This window comes from Lysobacterales bacterium (assembly GCA_014946745.1).
Classification (GTDB): Bacteria; Pseudomonadota; Gammaproteobacteria; order Xanthomonadales; family Xanthomonadaceae; genus Aquimonas.
Genome location: JADCRD010000002.1, coordinates 906,385 through 927,470, shown reverse-complemented (window position 1 = coordinate 927,470; position 21,086 = coordinate 906,385). Strand labels below are relative to the sequence as shown.

The following is a 21,086-nucleotide window of genomic DNA, read 5'->3' as shown; positions in this document are numbered from 1 at the left end:
GCGCGGGAAACTTCGATGGCGATCGGGTCAGCTCGCGAACCAGCCCGGTGGGTACTCAGGCTTTTGCTCACGCGATAGCAGTAGGCGAAGCCCTTCGTGCGGGGTGATTTCCTGGTGCAGCACCCGCTGCACCAACGCGCTGATGGGAAGCTCAAGTTGGACCCGCCCAGCTAGGCGCATCACCTCATCTACCGTCTGGATGGATTCGACCGCTTGCCCAATCGCTTGGACCGCAACACCCAATGACTCGCCGCGCCCAAGCGCGAGACCTAGGCGGCGATTGCGCGAGAGATCCCCGGTGCAGGTCAGTACCAGATCTCCCAAACCGGCAAGGCCCATGAGCGTTTCGGTCCGCCCGCCAAGGGCAGCGTTGAGCCGAAGCATCTCGTTCAGGCCACGGGTGATGAGGCCCGCGCGCGCGTTCAAGCCGAGCTGCATGCCGTCGGCGATGCCGGTGGCAACGGCCAGGACGTTCTTCATCGCACCACCAAGCTCGGCGCCCAGCATGTCGCTGCCGGTGTAGGCGCGGAAGCTCGCTCCATGCAGGACTTCTGCAGCCAATCGAGCGAATCCGGCATCTTCCGAGTGCACCGTCACCGCGGTGGGTAAGCCCTGCGCGACTTCCTTCGCAAACGATGGACCGGTCACCACGGCCAAGGGCATCTCAGCAGGCAGCAGGCTGGCGGCCACCTCGTGGAGAAACCGACCCGAGCCCAGTTCGAAGCCTTTGGTAGCCCAAGCCAAGCCGCGAAGATGCGAACTCACGGGGGCGATGGCGGCGAGGGTTTCAGGGAACGCATGACTGGGAACGACCACCAGCACGAGCTCCGCCGTCTGCACGCTCTGCTGGAGGTCGTCGCTGTAACCCATCGCTTCAGGCAGAAGGATGCCCGGCAGATAACGCTCGTTGCTGCGCCGCTCGCGCAGCTCGGCGATCTGTCGCGGGTCACGCCCCCACAGGGTGACGGCGTGCCCGTTGCGAGCCATCTGGGCGGCGAGTGCGGTACCCCAGGAGCCCGCACCCAGCACGGCGATCTTAAGCGTGTCGCTCATGCATGCCGCCTCATGGAAGATTTCAAGCGTTGCCGGCGGGCTCGCCCGCAAGCTGGCCGCCGGCCTGTTCGGCGCGGCGACGCAGAGTTTCCGCGTACAGCTGGTCGAAGTTGATCGGCTGCAGGAAGTAGGGCGGGAAGCCACCGGCCTGGATCAGGTCGCTGACCAACTGGCGCGCGTAGGGGAAAAGCGTGTTCGGGCAATACGTCCCCAGCACCGCATCCAGGTTGCGGGCATCGAAGCCCGAGATCGTGAAGACACCAGCCTGCTGCACTTCGACCAGGTAGGCGGTCTTGTCGCCGGCACCGCAGGTCAGCGTCAGGGTCAATACGACCTCGAACACGTCCTGAGCCAAGGCCGTGACCTTCTGATTCATGTTGAGCTGCAGCTGCGGGGAGATTTCCTCCTGGAAGATCTGCGGGGCAGAAGGAGCCTCAAAGGAAGCGTCCTTGACATAGATCTTCTGCAGCACCAGCTGCGCCTGGCCCTGTTCACCTGCGCCGTTGGCGGCCGTCTGGTTCTCTTCGCTCATGGTGTACTCCGAAAGATAAGGGTGTGCCGGAAGCCGGCGAGTATCCCACGGGCGGGGAAGCATTCCGCCCGCGCGGGGAATCAGTGGGTTGGGGCGCTGGCTTAGGGCTTCAAGCCTTGCCGCGCACCAGCGGCAGATCAGCCGCCTGCCAGGCCTGTACGCCGCCTTCAAGCAGGAAGACGTTCTTGAAGCCGGCCTTCACCAGCCGTTGGGCGGCCGTCGAGGCGGTCATGCCGCTGCGGCAGACCACCGCCACCGGCAGGTCGCGAACCTTGGCCAGCGTCTTGTTTTCCGGATCGAACTGGCTGAGCGCCACGTGCTTCGAGCCCAGAATGTGGCCCTTCTCGAAGTCGGCGATGGCACTGACGTCCACCACCAGCGCGTTCTCGCGGTTCATCAGCAGGGTCAGCTGGGCCGGGCTGATCGCTTTGTAGCCGCGGCGCAGGCGCGAAACCTCATTCATCACGATGGCGGCGGTCAAGCCGACGAAGGCCATCGACAGGATGGGATGGTTGCCGATGAATTCCGGCAGGCGTTCGAGAAACTGGGACACGGAAAGCTTCCGAGGGGGCGCCAAGGCGCGAGGGGCGCCGATTATCGGACACGCACCCGGCGGGCGCAAAAACAGCTCGCTTCGACGGGCCAGCAAGCGATCATGAGGAAGCCCAGTCGCCGCGCAGCTGCAGATAGGCCTGCTCGGACACGGCAGCCCAAGCGCGGCCACTGGCGCGGAAAGCCTTCACGGAGGCGTAGACCTTGGCGGCAAAGGGATCGCGAGTCGCGGTCTGCTCCAGAACCTCGATGCTCGCCTTTCGCAGGGCGTCGAGTACGTCCTGAGGCAGCGGGCGGAATTCAACGCCGTGCTCGCTCCGCAGGCTGTCCAGTGCGGCCTGGTTGCGCGCGGTGTATTCGGCCAGCATGGAGTCGTTGACTGCGCGGCAGCAGGTCTCCACTACGGCCTTCAGATCGTCCGGCAATTCCTCGAAGGCTGCCTTGTTGACCATGCACTCCAAGGTAGGACCTGGCTCCTGCCAGCCGGGGTAGTAGCAGTACTTGGCAACGCGGTGCAGGCCGAAGGCGAGGTCGTTGTAAGGCCCCACCCACTCGGTGGCATCGATGGCACCCGACTGCAGGGCGCTGAACAACTCGCCGCCGGGCAGGTTGACCGGAGTGGCTCCGAGCTTTGACATCACCTCGCCGCCAAGACCCGGGATGCGCATCTTGAGCCCGGCCAGATCCGCCACGCTGGTGATCTCACGCTTGAACCAGCCGGCCATCTGCACGCCGGTGTTGCCAGCGGGGAACGGCACCAGCCCGAACTGCGCGTACAGCTCGCGCCATAGCTCAAGCCCACCGCCGTAGTACAGCCAGCCGTTCATCTCCATCGCATTCAAGCCGAAGGGCACGGTGCAGAAGAAGGCTGCGGCGGGTGACTTGCCGCCCCAGTAGTAGGCAGCGCAGTGGCCCATCTCCGCGGTGCCGCGGCTGACGGCATCGAAGACTTCGAAGGCCGGCACCAGCTCGCCGGCGCCGTAGACGCGGACCTTGATTCGGCCTCCGCTGGCGCGGGTGATCAGCGCCGCAAGATCCGCGGCTCCGGTGCCCAGGCCCGGAAAGCCCGCCGGCCAGGCGGTGACCATCTTCCAGTTGCGAACCGGCTCAGCTGAGGCTGTCGTCCCGGCCGTCGCCGCCGGCTGTCCTTGACTGCAACCGGTCAATGCCAAGCCAGAGCCCGCAGCGGCCAGACCCGCACCTTTCAACAGATCCCTGCGCTTCATGCGACGACCTCGATGGACGTGTGTGTTCGCGATAGGCCGGCGCTTGAACGATCGCGCCAGCCCAGCGCGAGCTTAGCCGATGCGCGGGCAGCCGCGCGCAGCGACGCACAGGGCCCGCGCCAAACTCGACGCGAGGACGTAGCCCGCGCGGGGTTCAGCTGCGCCGCGCGCGGAGCAGGGCTTCGGCAAGTGCACCGGCCGGCGCCGGCGGCTGGTTGCGCGCCATCTGCTTCTGCGCGGCCTGCGTTGGGCGATCCTCCCGACGCGGGCCGCGCTGACTGCTGCGCTCCTCGCCGATCGGGTCATCCAGCCGCATGGTCAGGGCGATGCGCTTGCGCGGCAGGTCGACTTCGAGAACCTTGACCTTCACCACCTGCCCCGCCTTCACCACCTCGCGCGGGTCCTTCACGAAACGATCGGACAGCGCGGACACGTGGACCAGACCGTCCTGGTGCACGCCGAGGTCAACGAAGGCACCGAAGGCGGCGACATTGCTGACCACACCCTCCAGCACCATGCCGGGTTTCAGGTCCTTGATGTCCTCGACGCCGTCCTCGAAGCGCGCGGTCTTGAACTCCGGACGCGGATCGCGGCCCGGCTTTTCCAGCTCACGCAGGATGTCACGCACGGTCGGCAGGCCGAAGCGCTCGTCGGTGAACTCGGCGGGGTTCAGGCTGCGCAGGAAGGTCGCATCGCTGATCACCTCGCGCACCTGACGTCCGCACTTGGCGAGGATGCGCTCGACCACCGGATAGGCCTCGGGATGCACGCTGGAGGCATCCAGCGGATTCTCGCCGCCGTTGATGCGGAGGAAGCCCGCGCACTGCTCGAAGGCCTTCTCGCCCAGGCGCGGCACTTTCAGCAGCGCACGACGGCTGGCGAAGGCGCCGTGCTCATCGCGGAAGCGCACCACGTTCTCGGCGACGCTGGCCGACAGACCGGCCACGCGTGCCAGCAGGGCTGGCGAAGCCGTGTTGACGTCGACACCGACGCCGTTCACGCAGTCCTCGACGCGGCCGTCCAGCGCGCGCGCCAAGCGCGTCTGGTTGACGTCGTGCTGGTACTGGCCAACGCCGATCGACTTCGGATCGATCTTGACCAGCTCGGCCAGCGGATCCTGCAGACGCCGCGCGATCGACACCGCGCCGCGCAGGCTGACATCCAGCTCGGGCAGCTCTTTGGATGCGATCTCGGACGCCGAGTAGACCGACGCGCCGGCCTCGCTGACGACGATCTTCTGCAGCTTCAGCTCGGGGTGCTTCTTGATCAGCTCGGCAGCGAGGCGGTCGGTCTCGCGCGACGCGGTGCCGTTGCCGATCGCGATCAGTTCGACGCCGTGGGCCGCGCAGGCGCGAGCGAGCTCTGCGATCGACGCATCCCAGCGGTTCGAAGGCGCATGCGGAAAGACCGTGCCGGTCTGCACCACCTTGCCGGTGCGATCGACCGTGGCGACCTTGACCCCGGTGCGAAGGCCGGGGTCGAGCCCCATCACCACCCGCGGGCCCGCGGGCGCGGCCAGCAGCAGATCCTTCAGGTTGTCGCCGAACACGCGGATGGCCTCTTCCTCGGCGGACTCGCGCGCCTTCAGCAGCAGGTCCAGCGACAGGCTGAGATGCAGCTTGAAGCGCCAGGCGTGGCGCACGGTTTCGCGCAGCCAGGCATCGGCAGGACGTCCGCGCTCGGCCACGCCGGCACGCAGCGCGATCCGACCTTCCGCCTCGGCATTGCCGGCCGCGGTCGCCGCCGCGCGCGGGTCGTCGCTGGCCACGGTTGTTTTCGCTTTCGGGTAGAGGTCCATGCTGATCACTCCCTCATTGCGCGCACGCATCAGCGCCAGCAAGCGGTGCGAGGGGATCTTGGCCACGGCTTCGGCGTGGTCGAAGTAGTCGCTGTACTTCGCGCCTTCCTGCTGCTTGCCCTCGATGACCTTGGCCTCGATCTCGCCGCAGCTCCACAGCCACTCGCGCAGTTCGCCGACCAGGGCGGCGTCTTCGCTGATGCGTTCGATCAGGATGGCGCGCGCGCCCTCCAGCGCGGCCTTGATGTCGGCCACGCCCTTGTCGGCATCGACGTAGGCCGCGGCACGCACTTCAGGCGCCTCGGACGGGTCTTCCAGCAGGCCCAGCGCCAGGGGTTCGAGCCCGGCCTCGCGGGCGATCTGCGCCTTGGTGCGGCGCTTGGGCTTGTAGGGCAGGTAGAGGTCTTCCAGCCGGGCCTTGGTGTCGGCCGCTTCGATGTCCGCGCGCAGGGCATCGGTCAGCTTGCCCTGCTCGTGGACGCTGGCCAGGATCGCGTCGCGGCGGTCTTCGAGTTCACGCAGGTAGATCAGGCGCTCTTCCAGGGTGCGCAGCTGCGTATCGTCAAGACCGCCCGTGACTTCCTTTCGATAGCGCGCGATGAAGGGCACGGTGGCGCCGCCGTCCAACAGCTCGACCGCGGCGCGCACCTGGGCGGGCTGGGCGGCGATCTCTTCGGCGATCTGGGCGCTGATGCGCTGGGCGATCTGGGCGGGGTTGCGGCTGATCTCGGTAGCGCTGGAGCTCATGCGATGCGGCTGGCCTGTGGAACACGGGGGCCGGAGTATAGGCCGAGTGCTCCGCCCTGCCAGCGCGACCGCTTTACTAGACCTCGCGCAGCAGGCCCTGATCGACCAGCAGGCGCCCGGTCAGCGCACGCCACTGCTGGGCGGCCTTGGTCGAGGTCGGGCGCTTCCACACGGGCCGACGTTCGGCCAGGGCTTCGGCGACCGCGACGCTGCGGTTGAGCCAGGGCTGCACCACCGGAAAGCACTCGCTGATCTGCTCGCCGATGCGCCGATGCTGGCGCGCCTGTGGGTTGACCAGGTTCAACACGAACTGCGCGGGGCGCATCGCCGTGTTCAGGTTCTCGGCGATGCCGGCGATTTCGGCGAGCACGGCCGAGACCCCGTCGACCGAGTAGCTCTCCGGCACCAGCGGCACCACCACCTGGCGCGCGCAGGCCAGCGCGGCGGTCATGCGCAGGCCAATCGCGGGCGGGGTGTCGATCACGACCAGGTCATAGGTGCCGGCCAGCTTCTTGAGATGCCCGATCGCTTCGAAGGCCGCCGACAGGTTCAAGCGGTCGGTACTGTTCAGGCCCTTGCCGGCGGGCAGCAGGTCGATGTTGGGGTCGGGCGTTCGCATCGGCTGCGGCGCTTCGTCGCCGGTGAACAGCAGGTCGCTGCCGTCGTGGCCCCGCTTCTCGCTGCGCTCGATCAAGGTGGCGGTGAGGTTGGCCTGGCCATCCAGGTCGACCGCCAGCACGCGCAGCTGCTCGGCCGCGCGGAACACCAGATGCGCCGCCAGCGCGGTCTTGCCGACGCCACCCTTGTTATTGCCCACCGTCAGGATCATGGCGCCTCCGTGTCTATCCCGGTCCCTGCGTGCAGGTTCCGTTCCGAAGCCTCGCTTTCCCCGCGTGGAGCGAAGCGGGCCGCCCGCAATCGCCCGGTGGGCGCTTGCGGGCAGATGAGCCCGAGCGGAGCGACGTCCAGGCCGGGAGAGAGCGCGAACCCCGCGAGATGCGTGCCCTCCCCTGCCATGCCGTACCCACCAGAGTCAGAGGTTCTCCAAACACCGGCAGCCTACGCGCACACGGCAGGTTCTGCATCGCGGAAGCTATCGCTGGATTGCGGAACGCCCGCATCCAGCGCCTAGAATCGCCGATTCCCTGGGTGTGGATGCCGACGCATGAGCAAGACCGTCCTGATCACCGGCGCCGGCAGCGGCCTGGGCCGCGCGCTCGCCCTGCGCTATGCCGCCATGGGCTGCCGCGTTGGCATCGCCGATCTGAACCTCGAACGCGCCGAAGGCGTGCGCACCGAGATCGAGGCCGCTGGCGGCCGCGCGCTTGCGTTTCCTGTCGACATCACCAGCGACGAGGCCTGGGCTCTGCTGCGCGAACAGGTCAACTCGACCTGGCACGGGCTCGACGTGCTGATCAACAACGCAGGTGTGGCTTCGGGCGGCGCGACGCTGGAGGCCAGCATCGAGGACTGGCGCTGGATGCTCGAGGTCAACCTGCTGGGCGTGGTGCGCGGCTGCAAGGCCTTTGCGCCCGATATGCTGGCGCGCGGCTCGGGCCAGATCATCAATATCGCGAGCTTCGCCGGCCTGGCCGGCGCGCCGGGGCTGTCCTCCTACGGCGTGGCCAAGGGCGGCGTGGTCACCCTGAGCGAAGGCCTGCGCGGCGAATTCGAGCCGCGCGGCCTGAAGGTGTCTGTCGTCTGCCCGGCCTTCTTCAAGACCAATCTGCTGGAGAACTTCCGCGGCTCCGAGCGCATGCGCAAGACCGCGGCCAAGCTGATGGAGGACGCCCGCGAAAGCGCCGACGACATCGCGAAGGCCATCGTCGATGCGGCCGAGCGCGGCGTCTTCCTGATCATCCCCACCGCCACCGAGCGCCGACGCTGGTGGATGAAGCGCTGGTTCCCGGAGTTCTACTACAAGCAGGTGCAGAAGCTAATGCGCGCGCGCGGGGCCAAATCATGAGCCTGCGCTGGATGCTCTACGGCGCCAACGGCTACACCGGGCGATTGATGGCCGAAGCGGCAGTGGCGCGTGGCCTGCGCCCGCTGTTGGCCGGTCGCAATGCTGAGGCGCTCAAGACGCTGGCGGAATCGCTGGATCTTGAATGGAAGGCGATCGACCTTTCTGACGCGGTCGCGTTGAGAGAAGCCCTGCGCGACGTCGATGCGGTGATGCACTGCGCCGGCCCGTTCTCCGCCACCTGCGCGCCGATGCTGGAGGCCTGCCTCGCCAGCGGCACGCACTACCTCGACATCACCGGCGAGATCGATGTGTTCGCGCACTGCCAGTCGAACGATGCGCGCGCCAAGAAAGCCGGTGTGCTGGTGCTGCCCGGCGCGGGTTTCGACGTGGTGCCCACCGACTGCCTGGCCGCGCAGTTGAAGCGCGATCTGCCCGATGCCACCCATCTGGTGCTGGCCTTCGAAGCCGGCGGCGGGCCCAGCCCGGGCACGGCCAAGACCAGCGTCGAGGGCCTGGGCAAGGGCGGCCGCGTGCGCGAGAACGGCGAATTGAAGCGCGTGCCGCTGGCCTGGAAGGTGCGCTACTTCGAGCGCGAGGGCGTGCAGCGCTCGGCGATGACGATTCCCTGGGGCGATGTCTGCACCGCGTACTTCAGCACCGGCATTCCGAACATCGAGGTCTACATGGCGGTACCGCCGGCGACGATCCGCCGCGTCCGACGTCTGCGCCTGCTCGGCCCGTTGCTGGGCTGGAAGCCGGTGCAGGAGTTCCTGAAGCGCCAGGTCGAGCGCAAGGTGCGTGGGCCTTCAAACGACTCGCGCGAGCGCAGCGCCACCTGGGTCTGGGGCGAAGCCACCAACGCCCGCGGCCAGCGCGTCGCGCGCAGGCTGCGCACGCCGAACGGCTACACCCTGACCGTCGATGCCGCGCTGGGCATCATTGAGCGCTTGGCACAGGGCGATGTGCCCAGTGGCTTCCACACGGCCTCGCAGCTGATGGGGGCGAGCTACGTCACCACTCTGCCGGGGGTTGAGCGGACGGGGTGAGGCCCAGGCCATCGGGTCGTCTTTGGTGGGTCAAGACCCACCCTATAGGCCCGCACCGCATGCGCCGCGGCCCACCCGTCGCCGCACCGGCATAGGGTGGGTCTTGACCCACCATGGCCTCGACGCTCGCGCCGGCTATCCGTTTCCCAAGGACGCCCACCGCTGCATCGATGACGCCCGCAATGAGGGAACGCGTTCGGCGTCGTCGACGCGTTGGCATCACCGGGGCGAGATTCGAGCTCCGGTGGGTCAAGACCCACCCTATGGGCTTGCCGCGTGCGCCGCGGCCAACCCCTCGCCGCACCTGCATAGGGTGGGTCTTGACCCACCCTGGCCTCGACGCGCGCGCCGGTCATCTGTTTCCCAACCACGCACCCCCCTGCATCAATGACGCCCGCAATGAGGCGATGCGTTCGGCGTCGTCGACGCGCTGGCATCACCGGGGCGAGATTCGAACTCCGGTGGGTCAAGACCCACCCTATGGGCTTCATGATCGCGGCGAGGGCCGCGGTGAGCCGGGGCCCGTCCGATTCAATCGGCCACCACAGCCCGCGCCGCTACAATGCGGCATGGATGTTTCCCACCTGCTCGATGCGCTCAACACGGCCCAGCGCGAGGCCGTCACCACCGACTCCAAGCACACCCTGGTGCTGGCCGGCGCCGGCTCCGGCAAAACGCGGGTGCTGGTGCACCGCATCGGCTGGCTGACCGAGGTGCTCGGCGTGCCGCCCTACGGCGTGCTGGCGGTGACCTTCACCAACAAGGCCGCCGGCGAGATGCGACATCGCATCAGCCAGCTCGGCGGCCAGGGCGGGCGCGGCATGTGGATCGGCACCTTCCACGGCATCGCCCATCGGCTGCTGCGCCTGCACTGGCATGAAGCCGGCCTGCCCGAAACCTTCCAGGTGCTGGACTCGGACGACCAGATCCGGCTACTCAAGCGCGTGATCAACGACATGGGCCTCGACGAGAAGCGCTGGCCCGCGCGCCAGGCAGCGTGGTTCATCAACGCCGCGAAAGACGAAGGCAAGCGGCCCAAGCACGTGATCGGCGGCAATCCGGCCACCGACACCTTCATCCGCATCTACGAGGCCTACGAGACCACCGCCCGCCGCGCGGGTCTGGTCGACTTCGCCGAGCTGCTGCTGCGCGCGCACGAGCTGTGGCTGAACCACGCCGGCCTGCTGCACCACTACCAGCAGCGCTTCGGCCATCTGCTGGTCGACGAGTTCCAGGACACCAACACCATCCAGTACGCCTTCGTGCGCGTGCTGGCCGGCGCCACCGGCTCGACCTTCGTGGTCGGCGACGACGACCAGGCCATCTACGGCTGGCGCGGCGCCAAGGTCGAGAACGTGCAGCACTACCTGCGCGACTTTGATGGCGCGCACACGGTGCGGCTGGAGCAGAACTACCGCTCCACCGCGAACATCCTCAAAGCGGCCAACGCGGTGATCGGCCACAACCCGCAGCGGCTCGGCAAAACGCTGTGGACCGCCGACGGCGAAGGCGAGCCGATCGACCTGTATGCCGCCTACAACGAGATGGACGAAGCCCAGCATGTGGTGCAGCGCATCCAGCGCTGGATCAGCGAGGGCGGCAGCCCGTCCGACTGCGCGGTGCTGTACCGCTCGAACGCACAGTCGCGCGCGCTGGAAGAAGCCCTGATGCAGGCCGGCGTGGCCTATCGCGTCTACGGCGGCCTGCGCTTCTTCGAGCGCGCCGAAATCAAGGACACGCTGGCCTACCTGCGCCTGATCGCCAGCCGCGCCGATGACGCCGCCTTTGAGCGCGCGGTCAACACGCCGGCGCGCGGCATCGGCGGCAAGACGATCGAACAGGTGCGCGCCCGCGCCCAGGCCGAGAACCTCTCGCTGTGGGAGGCCGTGCTGGCCGAGCTGACGCAGGGTGCCCTGCCCGGCCGCGCCAAGAACGCACTGCGCGGCTTCATCGAGCTGATTGAACAGCTCGACCGCGACACGCGCACGCTCACGCTGGCCGAACAGATCGACCACGTGCTGGCGGTGTCGGGCCTGCGCACCCACTACGCCGAGGAATCGCGCGGCACCCTGGACGCGCGCACCGACAACCTCGACGAGCTGGTCACCGTCGCCAGCCGCTTCGCCCGCGTCGAAGTGGAAGAAGGTGCCGAGCCCCTGCCCGAGCTGGTCGGCTTTCTCGCCTATGCCGCGCTCGAAGCCGGCGAAGGCCAGGCCGAGGCCTGGCAGGACTGCGTGCAGCTGATGACCCTGCACTCGGCCAAGGGGCTGGAGTTCCCGCTGGTCTGCATCGTCGGGCTCGAAGAAGGCCTGTTCCCCGGCCAGAAGTCGATGGAGGAAGCCGGCCGCCTCGAAGAAGAACGCCGGCTGGCCTACGTCGGCCTGACCCGCGCCCGCCAGAAACTGGTGCTGTGCTACGCCGAAGCGCGGCGGATCCACGGCATGGACACCTTCGGCGCGCCCTCGCGCTTCCTGCGCGAGATCCCCGGCGACGTGCTGCACGAAGTGCGCCCGCGCGTGCAGGTCAGCCGCCCGGCCTTTTCATCGCCTGCCCCACGCGCCCGCTTCGCGGCCGAGCCCACGCCCGCCGGCCTCAAGCTCGGCGCCCTGGTCAGCCACGCCAAGTTCGGCGCGGGTGTAATCACCGACTTCGAAGGCGACGGCCCGCATGCGCGGGTGCAGGTCAACTTCGAGGAGGCGGGCAGCAAGTGGCTGGTGGTGTCTTATGCGAACTTGCAGGTGGGGTGAGGCGGACACGGTGCGCGCTGGCCTCGGGGCCACCTCGCTCTCCACGCCAGCCCGCCTATTCGCCGCGTGGAATATCGATTGACGAAGGCGCGATTGCACCCTCGGTGAAGACGTGCACCTGGGCGGGATCATCGGTGACGGCAAGTCGCGAGATCTTGGTGTTGCGCTCGTAAGTGATCCAACGCGGATCGGACCACCCTGGTGCAAAGGCCTTGACCGTCGCCGTAGAACTATCCACCCATGCCGCGTATCGACCATGAGGGGAAACGGCAAGCTCTCCACAGGGCCCGAGATCTCTGCCCCGGTAGAAGCAGTGACCGAAGTATCCAATGCTCTCGAACTCGGAGCGACTCGGTCGAATCACGGTAGCGGCGCAGAAACCATGCGCCTCGTCACCGCGATCCATCACGTCCTTGACGCCTCGCACGCACGTCGAACATGCGCTGAGACCAAAGACCGTGGTCAGGAGCATCGCGGTGGCAGTGGCACTCTTGCGTATCGGCGCACCTGGGGCTCCCGTACGTCGGTGCCGATTCGGTTGGGCGTTGACATCATCACCGTCGACCGCGACATGGAAGCCGGCGTGGGATCGCTCTGGTGTGTTCATTAGGGCTCCGTGACGGAGAGCGACAGACAAATCGGGGCGTTGAGTGAGATTGCTTGGGGACGTGCGTGCGCCGTGCCACCGATACACTCGACCGGTCACTCCAGACACGCAAAAGCCGCCCTTCGGGGGCTTTCGCACCCGGTCGCCACGTCGTTCTTGTCGAGGCGGTCAGGCCGGGTCAGTGTTTGAGTGCAGAAAAACACAGCCCGCGAGCGCCGGCAAACGGAAGCGGAAATTCAGGGGGCACGTTTTGCTTCGCGACTTCGCCACCTCGTCACCAACGCGCCTACGGATGCTCACCACGCACCATCACTGAGGCTGTTCGATTGAGCGCGAGCAAGCTCGTCTGACAGGGCGGACTTCTGCTCGGCAAACACGTCGTTCAACTTGGCGGTAATCGCTGCGCCGCCGCGCCGGGCGAGGTACTCCGCGATCGCCTCGGCATAGAGCCTGCTGCGCGACACACCCAGCGCCTTCGCGAGCTGCTCGGCCTTCAAGCACAGCGGATCTGGGAGCGAGACGACGATCTTCATGGAACGGGAGTATCGCCCAGCGGGACCGCGCCACCCCAACCTCCCCCACCTCCAGCCATTCGGATTTCCGATCCATCCTGCTACGCTCGCGGGTCGGGCTTGGCCCCTCTTCCGCGTGGCGCGGAGTCGGGGCCGGCCGCTTCGCGAGCGCGCATGACGCATGACCAAAGCCGAGTTCATCGCCCTGCTGCAGTCGCAGGACTGGCAGCGCTGGTTCGATCCGGCCGCCTTGCGCGGCGGGGCCGAGCTGGCCGGGGCGGTCGAGAACATCAACTTCTTCGACTACGGCCCCGGCGGCCTGATCGCAGGGCGCTTGCCGATTGGCCGCACCCTGGGCTCGACCGGCATCAGCCTGATGCAGACCGGCCGCGACAAGGGCCTGCAGGCGCGCTGGATCTGCGAGTGCCGCGAGACGCGCTGCCTGCACGCCGCCGCCCTGCTGCTGGCGCTGACCGACTCCTCGCCCGAGGCCGCGCTGCGGCCCTGGGACCGCTGGATGGCCAAGGTCGACGGCGTGGGCCCGCGGCCGCTGCCGAAGGTGGACCCGGAGCCCGAGCCCGAGCGCGCGCCGGCCCTGCTGCTGAAGGTGATGGACCTGCCGCAGCCGGTGCTGCTGGTGCAGCCCAGCTTGGTGCGCGCGGGCAAGCGCGGCGGCTTTGCCAACCCGGTGGCGATCGAACTCGGCCAGGTCGGTGGGCCCAGCCCCAAGCCGCCCGGTGGCTACTCGGCCGAACAGCTGGAGCGGCTGGCCGCGCTGGGCCTGGGCGCGGAGCCGCTGTACGGGCTGACCCGCGCCGAGCGCCACTTCCTGCCGGTGCGTTCTGCACATCAGGCGCGCGCGCTGCTGGCGCTGGCGGCCGAATGGCCGCTGCTGCTGGAGCGCGCCTCGGGCCAGCGGCTCACGCTGGGGCCGAAGCGCGGGCTGGAGCTCGACTGGCTGGATCTGGACGACGGCAGCCAGCGCCTGTACTGCCGCGTCATCGACGCGCCCGGCGCGCTGGTGCTGGAGGGCGAGGCGCTGCTCTACCTGGACCGCAACCGCGGCGAGTTCGGCGCGCTCGATGCCGACCCCAAGCTGCCGGGCCTGCTGTCCAGCGCGCCCGCGCTGCTGCCCGAACACGTCGATCACGTTGGCGAGCGCCTGAAGAAGCTGAGCCAGCTGCCCGGCCTGCCGCCGCCGCGCGCGCGCGGCAGCGTGCAGCTGCTGCAGGCGCCGCCGATTCCGGTGCTCGAGCTGCGCGAGCAGCGCGTGGTCGGCCGCAACGGCCACCGCCAGGTCGCCAGCGCGCGGCTGTCCTTCGCCTACCCGCCGCTGCTGCTGCCGCCGGTGGGCGCGCGGCAGGTTGAGCGGCATTACCACCAGGGTGAGGTCTACGAAGTGCATCGCTCGGCGGCGGCCGAACTGGCCGCGCTGGAGCGCTTGAACGAGCTGGGCCTGCGCGCCGCCGACGACGAGTTCGGCGCGGCGATGGCCGCCAGCCAGGACTTCAGCCCCGAAGATTTCGTGCTGCCGCGCGGCCGCGCCGGCCACGCCGACGCCGAGCACTGGCAGCCGCTGCTGCCGCGGCTGGAAGACGCCGGCTTCGAGGTGCGCTTCGCCCGCGACTACCCGGCGCGCGTGCTCGACGGCAGCGAGGGCTGGCTGGCCGAAGTCGATGAGGACGCCGGCGGCGCCTGGTTCAACCTGAGCCTGGGCATCGAGATCGGCGGCGAGCGCATCGATCTGATGCCGGTGCTGCGGCATGTGCTGGCTGACCCGGATTTTCCGCGCCGCCCCGGCCCGCGCGAGCCGGACAACGCGACCTACGTGGCGCCGCTGGATGCCAATCGCCGCATCCGCCTGCCGCTGAAGCGCCTGCGTGCGCTGCTCGAGCCCTTGCTCGAATGGCTGGAAGACAGCTCGAACCGCGAGGGCCCGATCCGCCTGGGCCGCGCGCAGAGCACCCTGGTCGAAGAGCTGACCGGCGCCAGCCTGGTCTGGCGCGGAGCCGCCCCGCTGTACCAGCAGCTGGAGCAGCTGCGCAGCCGCCGCGTGCAGGTCGACCCGCCGACCGATTTCGGCGCCGAGCTGCGCCCGTATCAGCGCGATGGTCTGGACTGGCTGGGCTTTCTGGCAGCCGCCAAGCTGGGCGGCATCCTCGCCGACGACATGGGCCTGGGCAAAACCGTTCAGGTGCTGGCGCATGTGCTGGTGGAGAAGCAGGCCGGGCGCCTGCCCGACCCGGTGCTGGTGGTGGCGCCGACTTCGCTGGTGCTGAACTGGCGCAACGAGGCGCGGCGCTTCTGCCCGCAGCTGAAGGTGCTGGTGCTGCACGGCAGCCAGCGCGAGGCCCTGTTCGAGTCGATGGCCGAGTTCGATCTGGTCATCACCACCTACCCGCTGCTGCCGCGCGATCGCGAAGTGCTGGTGGCCCAGCCCTTCTCGCTGCTGGTGCTGGACGAGGCGCAGACCATCAAGAACGTGCGCACCCAGGCCGCGCAGGTGGTTCGCGAGCTGAACGTCAGCCGCCGGCTGGCGATGACCGGCACGCCGCTGGAGAACCACTTGGGCGAGCTGTGGGCGCAGATGGATGCGGTCGAGCCCGGCGTGCTCGGCAGCGAGCGCCAGTTCAATCGCTTGTACCGCACGCCGATCGAGAAGCAGGCCGACATCGAGCGCCAGCAGCGGCTGAATCGGCGCATCGCGCCGCTGATGCTGCGCCGGCGCAAGCAGGACGTGCTGACCGACCTGCCGCCGAAGACGGAGATCCTGCGTGAGGTCGAGCTGGAAGGCCGGCAGCGCGAGCTGTACGAAACCCTGCGCCTGGTGCAGCACGAGCGCGTGCGCGAGGCGATCGCCGAACGCGGCCTCGCCCAGAGCGGCATCATCGTGCTCGATGCCCTGCTGAAGCTGCGCCAGGTCTGCTGCGATCCGCGCCTGGTCAAGCTGGCGCATGCGCGCAGCGTCGAGGACTCGGCCAAGCTCGACCTGCTGCTCGATCTGCTCGACAGCCTGCTGGCCGAAGGCCGCCGCGTGCTGGTGTTCAGCCAGTTCGCCGAGATGCTGGCGCTGATCGAGCAGGCGCTGAACGAACGCGGCATCCAGCCGCTGGTGCTGACCGGACAGACCCGCGACCGCACCAGCCTGGTCGAGCGCTTCCAGGCCGGCGAGGTGCCGGTGTTCCTGATCAGCCTGAAGGCCGGCGGCGTCGGCCTGAACCTGACCGCCGCCGACACCGTGATCCACTACGACCCCTGGTGGAACCCGGCGGTGGAATCGCAGGCCACCGACCGCGCCCACCGCATCGGCCAGGACAAGCCGGTGTTCGTGTACCGATTGATCTGCGCGGGCACGGTCGAGGAGAAGATCCAGAACCTTCAGCAGGCCAAGGCGCAGCTGGCGCAGGCCGTGCTGGACGGCGGCACCAGCACCAAGGTGGCCTTCGGCGAGGACGATCTGGCGGAGCTGTTTGCGCCCCTGCTCTGACGCACGCGCTTCGAGCGGAGCCCGGTTGGCAGGTGCCGCGCGCGCCGAAGGTCGGCGCGATGGCCTGAGGACGGTGGGTCAAGACCCACCCTATGCGGCTGGATCGCGGGCCTTTCGCGGCGTCGCGTTTGCGGCTGCCGCTCGCGGCGCAGGTCGGCGCGACAGGCCTGAGGTCGGTGGGTCAAGACCCACCCTATGCGGCTGGATCGCGGGGCTTTCGCGGCGTCGCGTTTGCGGCTGCCGCACGCGGCGCAGGTCGGCGCGACAGGCCTGAGGTCGGGGGGTCAAGACCCACCCTATGCGGTCGGTGGGTCAAGACCCACCTTATGCCGCACACGATCCCAGGCATGGATCGAAGCCCACCCAATGCCGCTCAAGGCCAATGGCGTGGATCGACACCGACCCCATGTCGCGCAAGGTCCATAGGGTGGGTCTTGACCCACCGGCCCTCACCGCCAACTTCGCTGCTCGGTCCGAATGGCCGAGCGGCGCCGCGCGGCGGTCTGCGCGTGGGACGCGCCCCGCGATTCCGCTACAGCAGAACCAGCGAGGCAAGCCCCAGGAACAGCCCCATGCTGAGCACGTCGGTGGCGGTGCTCAGCAGGATGGCGGACGCGGTCGCCGGATCGGCGCCGGCGCGCTTCAGCGCGAGCGGCACCAGCGCGCCAGCCACACCGGCGAGCGCGCAGCCGATGCTCATCGCCGTGAAGGTCACGAGGGCCAGCTGCAGCGGATCACCGCCCGGATTGCGTCCGGCCGCCCAGTACATCGCAGCGGCGGCCAAGGCGCCGGTGATCAGGCCGTTGACCAGACCGAGCAAGGCCTCTTTGCCGGCGAGCTTGAGCGGTCGGATCTGCCGGGTCTCGCCCAGCGTCATCGCGCGCAGGGTCACCGCCAGCGACTGCGCGCCGAGGTTGCCGCACTGCCCCGCCAGCACCGGCAGGAACAGCGCCAGCACCACCAGCTGCTCGATCGCATGCTCGAACGCACCGACAACGCCCGCTGCCAGGAACACGGTGAGCAGATTGATCAGCAGCCAGGGATGGCGGAAGCGGAAGCTGCGCCACAGCGGCGTGGCGAGTCGCTCCTCGCGCTCGACGCCGACCATCGCACCGGCCTGGGCCGAGATCTCGAAGGCCTGCTGCTCGAACAGCACCGCGCCGGGCACGAGACCAATCAGCCGAGCTTCGCCATCGCAGACCGGATACACCGGGTAGTGCCGGGTCACCACTTCGCGCATGGCCTCTTCCAGGGGCATTTCCGGCCGCAGGCTGAAAGGCTGGCGCAGCATGATGTCGGCCAGCGTCTGCTCAGGCCGCGCGAACACCAGCTCGCGGAAAGCCACCACACCCTGCAGGCGCTGCTGTGCATCAACCACAAAGACGTAGATCACCATGCGCCGCTGGACGATCTCGCGCAGGGCTTCGATGGCGGCATCGACGCGCAGCTCGGGCGCGAACACGGCGGGGGCGGATTCCAGCAGTCGACCGACGCAGCCCTCGGGATAGTCCAGCGCGCGCGCATCGGGCAGACCGGACACGCCGGCGGCGCGGATCGCCGCGCGCTGGCCTTCGCTGAGCTGCTCCAGCACCTCGGCGGCCTGTCCATGGGTGAGATGCACCAGCGCCTCCGCGGCTTCGGCGGCATCGACCCGGCTCAGTCGGCGGGCCGCGCTGGCGGCATCGAGCAGGCGCAGGCTGGCGGTATCGACCGCGGGGTTCGGTTCGGCGGGGCTCATGCAGACCTTGGGCGTGTGGGCGAGAAGCGCGCCGCAGTCTACACAGCGGCCTTCAGCCGATCCGCAGCACGCGTGGGCGGGTAAAGCGCAGGCTGCCTTGCTGAACCAGGGCGTCGAGGGCCTGGGTTTCGCCCGCTGCGGGCAGTGCCTGGCCGGGAGCGAGCTCCAGCTGCGCGCCTTCGACGCGGTTGCGGCCGTTGGCCTTGGCCCGGTACAGGGCGCGATCGGCCAGCTCCAGCGAGAGCTGCCAGTCGCCGCGGCTGCCGTGCAGAGGATGCTCGGCGACACCGATCGAGCAGGTGACGCGCAGAGCCTGGCCGCCCAGGGTGTGGAAGGCGGCCTGCGCCAGCGTCGCGCGCAGCTGCTCGGCTTCCGCCAGCGCCTGCGGCAGATCCAGCCCCGGCCAGATCACCAGGAACTCCTCGCCGCCCCAGCGCGCCAGCACGGCGGAGGGCCCGAGGCGCGCGCGCATCAAGGTGGCCGCCGTGATCAGCACCTGATCGCCGGCGGCGTGACCGTGGCGATCGTTCAGCGCCTTGAAGTGGTCGAGGTCGACCAGCATCAGGGCGTAGGCCGGCCACTCCGACAGCAGGCGCAGCGCGGCGCGGCGATTGGCGCAGCCGGTCAGCGCATCGGTGCGGCTTTCCTCCAGCAGCGCGGCATTGGCGCTGCGCAAGCGCTCGTTGGCGCGATCCAGCGCTTCGGTGCGCTCGCGCACGGCCTCGGCCAGCGCGCGTCGCTGCCGCTCGCTGCGGCCCAGGCTGTAGCGCCAGCCCAGCGTGAGCAGGCCGAGCAGGACCAGCACAGCGGCGAGATGCACGCTGCGCAGCTCGTGCCAGGCCGGCGCCACCGTGATGTCGAGCGGCGTCTGCGCGCGCTGCCACTCGCGGCCGGAGAACCGGCCCTCCAGCAGGAAACGGTAGTCGCCCGGCGGCAGCCCGGTGTAGACCGCACGCAGGCCGACCGCGTCCGTCCACCGGCTCTGGTAACCGTCGAGGCGATAGCGGAACTGGATCTCGTTGGCGTGGCGCAGGCTGACCCCGGCAAAGCGGATCGCCAGATCGCGCGGCGGCTGGTCGACGCGCACCTGCTGGGGGAAGTCGAGCGCGCCCGCGCTGGTTTCCACGGCTTCAATCGACAGCCCCGGCCAGTCGGCGGCCTGCTGCACGCGCTCGCTGTCGAGCCGGATCAGGCCGTTGGTGGTCGGGTAGAAGAGCTGGGTGCCGACCCGCGCGCTGCGCGCGTGGCCGCCGCCGTTGCAGCAGCCCATGCGCTGGTCGCCGCGGGCGCGGTTGACCGCGCGGATCACGACTTCAGCCTGCAGTCCGGCCTCACGATCGGCGTCGAACATGCGCGCCAGCGGCAGCCGGTAGGCGCCGTCGTTGGTGCTGATATAGACGTAGGTGCCCACCAGGTCGGAGGTCCAGGCGTTGGCCGAGGGCAGGCCGTCCGGCGGGCCGAAGCTGCGCAGCTCACCCAGGCGGTACAGCGCGATGCCCTTGTCGAGGGTGGTCAGCAGCAGCGCGCCATCCGGCAGCGGGCGCAGGCTGGAGATGAAGCTGCCGTTGAGCGATTCGGCCCAGGCCGGGCTGTCCCAGTGCTCGCCGCGCAGGCGGCGCAGGCCGCCTTCGGTGCCGACCAGCAGGCTGCCGTCCTCCTGTCGCAGCAGGCTGCGGATGCGCGCCTCGGGCGAGCCGGGTGCCGCGCCGAAGCGCGCAAGTGCGCCGTCCTTCCAGCGCCAGAGCCCTTCAAGGCTGCCGATCCAGAGCGCGCCCTCGTCGTCGGCAAAGCTGGTGATCTGCGCCGAGGCGAGCGGCTGGAACGCCGGAGCGACTTCGATGGCGCCCTCGCGCAGCCGCGCCAGCCCCGCACGCGTGCCCAGCCAGACGCTGCCCTGCGGATCGCGGTGCAGGCTGTAGACGGCGGGATCCGGCAGCGCGTCGCCCTGTTCGACCCTGGCGAACCCGGCGTCGGGACGCCAGTGCGCCAGGCCGCCATTGGTACCCACCCACAGCCCGCCCTCGCCATCGTCCAGCACGCTCCACAGCAGGTTGTCGTGCAGCCCTTGGCGGCGGCCGATCACGCGCAGGGCCGAGTCGCTGATGCGCAGCAGGCTCTCGCGCTGGCTGCCCAACCAGAGGTCGCCCTCGCGGTCCTCGAAGATCACGTGCAGCCAGGGCCGCGCCACGAACTCGGCTTCACCGATGGCTTCCAGCGCGCCGTCAGGGCGCAGGCGCTGCAGATGCTCGACGCTCGCGGCCCACAGATTGCCGTGGCGATCGACCCGCAGGGTCGGCACCGCCTGGCCGGCGAGGTCAGGGAACAGCCGCGACCACACGCCGTCGCCGAGATCGAAGCGCCACACGCCGTCGCGACTGCCGAGCACGATGGCGCCCTGCCACACCGCCAGCGCCAGCGGCCGGGTATCGGCCTGCGGCAGCGCGATACGGCGCGCCTCATGCCCGAGTTCAAGCAGGAACAGCGCGCTCTCGGCCGCCGCCCACAGGCGATCGACAGCATCGAGCGCCAGGGCATGCACGGACTCGCCGCCGAGGTATTCAGGCCGGCCGGGGCGACCCGGGCTGCGCAGGCCGTCGACGGTCGCAGCCAGCAGCTGGCCGTCCCAGAACTGCAGGGCGCGCACCGAGGTCGGCGCCGAGGCGATCGCGACCTCTTCGAAGCGGCCGTTCTGCTGGCGCAGCAGGCCGCGCGGCGTGCCGAACCAGACCGCGCCGTCGGGCCCGGCGAGACTGGCGGCAGGCATAGTGAGGTCAAGGCCGGTGTTGACCCGGTTGAAGGTGTGGAAGCGGCGGCCGTCGAAGCGGGCGATGCCGTTCTGCGTGCCGACCCAGAGGTAGCCCTGGCTGTCCTGGGCGAGGGTCAGCACGGTGATCTGCGGCAGGCCGTCTTCGGCGGTCCAGCGCTCCAGCAGGTAGTCGCCGAAGTCGGTGCTCGGGTCCAAGGCCCAGGCCGGCGCTGCCAGTGCGAGCCCGAGCAGCCAGCTGCAGGCGCGCAGCAGGGCGCCCGGGCGACGCCGGTGAGGCGGCGGACAGCGATGCAAGTGCGCGAGCATGC

The 21,086-nt window shown here is 69.2% G+C and carries 14 protein-coding genes; 4 read left to right on the top strand and 10 right to left on the bottom strand.

The window, feature by feature from the left end:
- Nucleotides 1-27: 27 nt before the first annotated feature.
- The 6 genes from H4O13_15985 to H4O13_15960 form a co-directional block, all read right to left on the bottom strand.
- Entirely contained in the window at nt 28-1,053 is a 1,026-nt protein-coding gene (locus tag H4O13_15985; GenBank protein MBE5316893.1) for an NAD(P)-dependent glycerol-3-phosphate dehydrogenase, read from the bottom strand.
- Nucleotides 1,054-1,075: 22 nt separating this feature from the next.
- Nucleotides 1,076-1,585 (bottom strand): protein-export chaperone SecB, encoded by a 510-nt coding sequence (gene secB / locus H4O13_15980; protein ID MBE5316892.1) that lies wholly within the window; start codon nt 1,583-1,585, stop codon nt 1,076-1,078.
- A 109-nt stretch (nt 1,586-1,694) separates the two neighbouring features.
- A complete protein-coding gene (locus H4O13_15975; protein MBE5316891.1) occupies nt 1,695-2,081 on the bottom strand; it encodes a rhodanese-like domain-containing protein in 387 nt (128 codons plus the stop codon).
- A 157-nt stretch (nt 2,082-2,238) separates the two neighbouring features.
- A complete protein-coding gene (locus H4O13_15970; GenBank protein MBE5316890.1) occupies nt 2,239-3,363 on the bottom strand; it encodes a TRAP transporter substrate-binding protein in 1,125 nt (374 codons plus the stop codon).
- 154 nt (nt 3,364-3,517) lie between these two features.
- Complete coding sequence (locus tag H4O13_15965; protein MBE5316889.1) at nt 3,518-5,908, bottom strand: RNA-binding transcriptional accessory protein; 2,391 nt, start codon at nt 5,906-5,908, stop codon at nt 3,518-3,520.
- Nucleotides 5,909-5,984: 76 nt separating this feature from the next.
- Nucleotides 5,985-6,737 (bottom strand): ParA family protein, encoded by a 753-nt coding sequence (locus H4O13_15960; protein MBE5316888.1) that lies wholly within the window; start codon nt 6,735-6,737, stop codon nt 5,985-5,987.
- A gap of 336 nt (nt 6,738-7,073) precedes the next feature.
- Here H4O13_15960 and H4O13_15955 point away from each other — a divergent pair, with 336 nt between their 5' ends.
- From H4O13_15955 to uvrD, 3 genes are all read left to right on the top strand, one after another.
- A complete protein-coding gene (locus H4O13_15955) occupies nt 7,074-7,874 on the top strand; it encodes an SDR family oxidoreductase (protein ID MBE5316887.1) in 801 nt (266 codons plus the stop codon).
- Complete coding sequence (locus H4O13_15950; protein ID MBE5316886.1) at nt 7,871-8,920, top strand: saccharopine dehydrogenase NADP-binding domain-containing protein; 1,050 nt, start codon at nt 7,871-7,873, stop codon at nt 8,918-8,920. Before H4O13_15955 ends, H4O13_15950 begins: the two co-directional genes overlap by 4 nt.
- 569 nt (nt 8,921-9,489) lie before the next feature.
- A complete protein-coding gene (gene uvrD / locus H4O13_15945) occupies nt 9,490-11,667 on the top strand; it encodes a DNA helicase II (protein ID MBE5316885.1) in 2,178 nt (725 codons plus the stop codon).
- A 55-nt stretch (nt 11,668-11,722) separates the two neighbouring features.
- On the opposite strand, the gene H4O13_15940 is transcribed toward uvrD, so the two are convergent.
- Together H4O13_15940 and H4O13_15935 are read right to left on the bottom strand one after the other, a co-directional pair.
- Nucleotides 11,723-12,274, bottom strand: coding sequence for a hypothetical protein (locus tag H4O13_15940; protein MBE5316884.1), 552 nt, complete (start codon nt 12,272-12,274; stop codon nt 11,723-11,725).
- A 296-nt stretch (nt 12,275-12,570) separates the two neighbouring features.
- Nucleotides 12,571-12,807 carry a ChpI protein gene (locus tag H4O13_15935; protein ID MBE5316883.1) on the bottom strand — a complete coding sequence of 79 codons (237 nt, stop codon included), beginning with the start codon at nt 12,805-12,807 and terminating at the stop codon, nt 12,571-12,573.
- A 589-nt stretch (nt 12,808-13,396) separates the two neighbouring features.
- On the opposite strand from H4O13_15935, the gene H4O13_15930 reads away from it, so the two are divergent.
- A complete protein-coding gene (locus tag H4O13_15930) occupies nt 13,397-16,273 on the top strand; it encodes a DEAD/DEAH box helicase (GenBank protein ID MBE5316882.1) in 2,877 nt (958 codons plus the stop codon).
- Between the two features lie 532 nt (nt 16,274-16,805).
- Here H4O13_15930 and H4O13_15925 read toward each other — a convergent pair.
- Together H4O13_15925 and H4O13_15920 are read right to left on the bottom strand one after the other, a co-directional pair.
- Complete coding sequence (locus tag H4O13_15925) at nt 16,806-18,011, bottom strand: magnesium transporter (GenBank protein ID MBE5316881.1); 1,206 nt, start codon at nt 18,009-18,011, stop codon at nt 16,806-16,808.
- A 52-nt stretch (nt 18,012-18,063) separates the two neighbouring features.
- Nucleotides 18,064-21,084, bottom strand: a complete 3,021-nt coding sequence (locus tag H4O13_15920; GenBank protein MBE5316880.1) for a diguanylate cyclase — start codon at nt 21,082-21,084, stop codon at nt 18,064-18,066.
- Nucleotides 21,085-21,086 lie beyond the last annotated feature (2 nt).

Coding starts and splice junctions, on each gene's coding strand:
- H4O13_15965 (MBE5316889.1), bottom strand. CDS start 5,908: ATGAGCTCCAGCGCTACCGAGATCAGCCGCAACCCCGCCCAGATCGCC.
- H4O13_15920 (MBE5316880.1), bottom strand. CDS start 21,084: ATGCTCGCGCACTTGCATCGCTGTCCGCCGCCTCACCGGCGTCGCCCG.
- H4O13_15985 (MBE5316893.1), bottom strand. CDS start 1,053: ATGAGCGACACGCTTAAGATCGCCGTGCTGGGTGCGGGCTCCTGGGGT.
- H4O13_15930 (MBE5316882.1), top strand. CDS start 13,397: ATGGACCTGCCGCAGCCGGTGCTGCTGGTGCAGCCCAGCTTGGTGCGC.
- H4O13_15935 (MBE5316883.1), bottom strand. CDS start 12,807: ATGAAGATCGTCGTCTCGCTCCCAGATCCGCTGTGCTTGAAGGCCGAG.
- H4O13_15975 (MBE5316891.1), bottom strand. CDS start 2,081: ATGGCCTTCGTCGGCTTGACCGCCGCCATCGTGATGAATGAGGTTTCG.
- H4O13_15955 (MBE5316887.1), top strand. CDS start 7,074: ATGAGCAAGACCGTCCTGATCACCGGCGCCGGCAGCGGCCTGGGCCGC.
- H4O13_15925 (MBE5316881.1), bottom strand. CDS start 18,011: ATGAGCCCCGCCGAACCGAACCCCGCGGTCGATACCGCCAGCCTGCGC.
- H4O13_15950 (MBE5316886.1), top strand. CDS start 7,871: ATGAGCCTGCGCTGGATGCTCTACGGCGCCAACGGCTACACCGGGCGA.
- H4O13_15970 (MBE5316890.1), bottom strand. CDS start 3,363: ATGAAGCGCAGGGATCTGTTGAAAGGTGCGGGTCTGGCCGCTGCGGGC.
- uvrD (MBE5316885.1), top strand. CDS start 9,490: ATGGATGTTTCCCACCTGCTCGATGCGCTCAACACGGCCCAGCGCGAG.
- secB (MBE5316892.1), bottom strand. CDS start 1,585: ATGAGCGAAGAGAACCAGACGGCCGCCAACGGCGCAGGTGAACAGGGC.
- H4O13_15940 (MBE5316884.1), bottom strand. CDS start 12,274: ATGAACACACCAGAGCGATCCCACGCCGGCTTCCATGTCGCGGTCGAC.
- H4O13_15960 (MBE5316888.1), bottom strand. CDS start 6,737: ATGATCCTGACGGTGGGCAATAACAAGGGTGGCGTCGGCAAGACCGCG.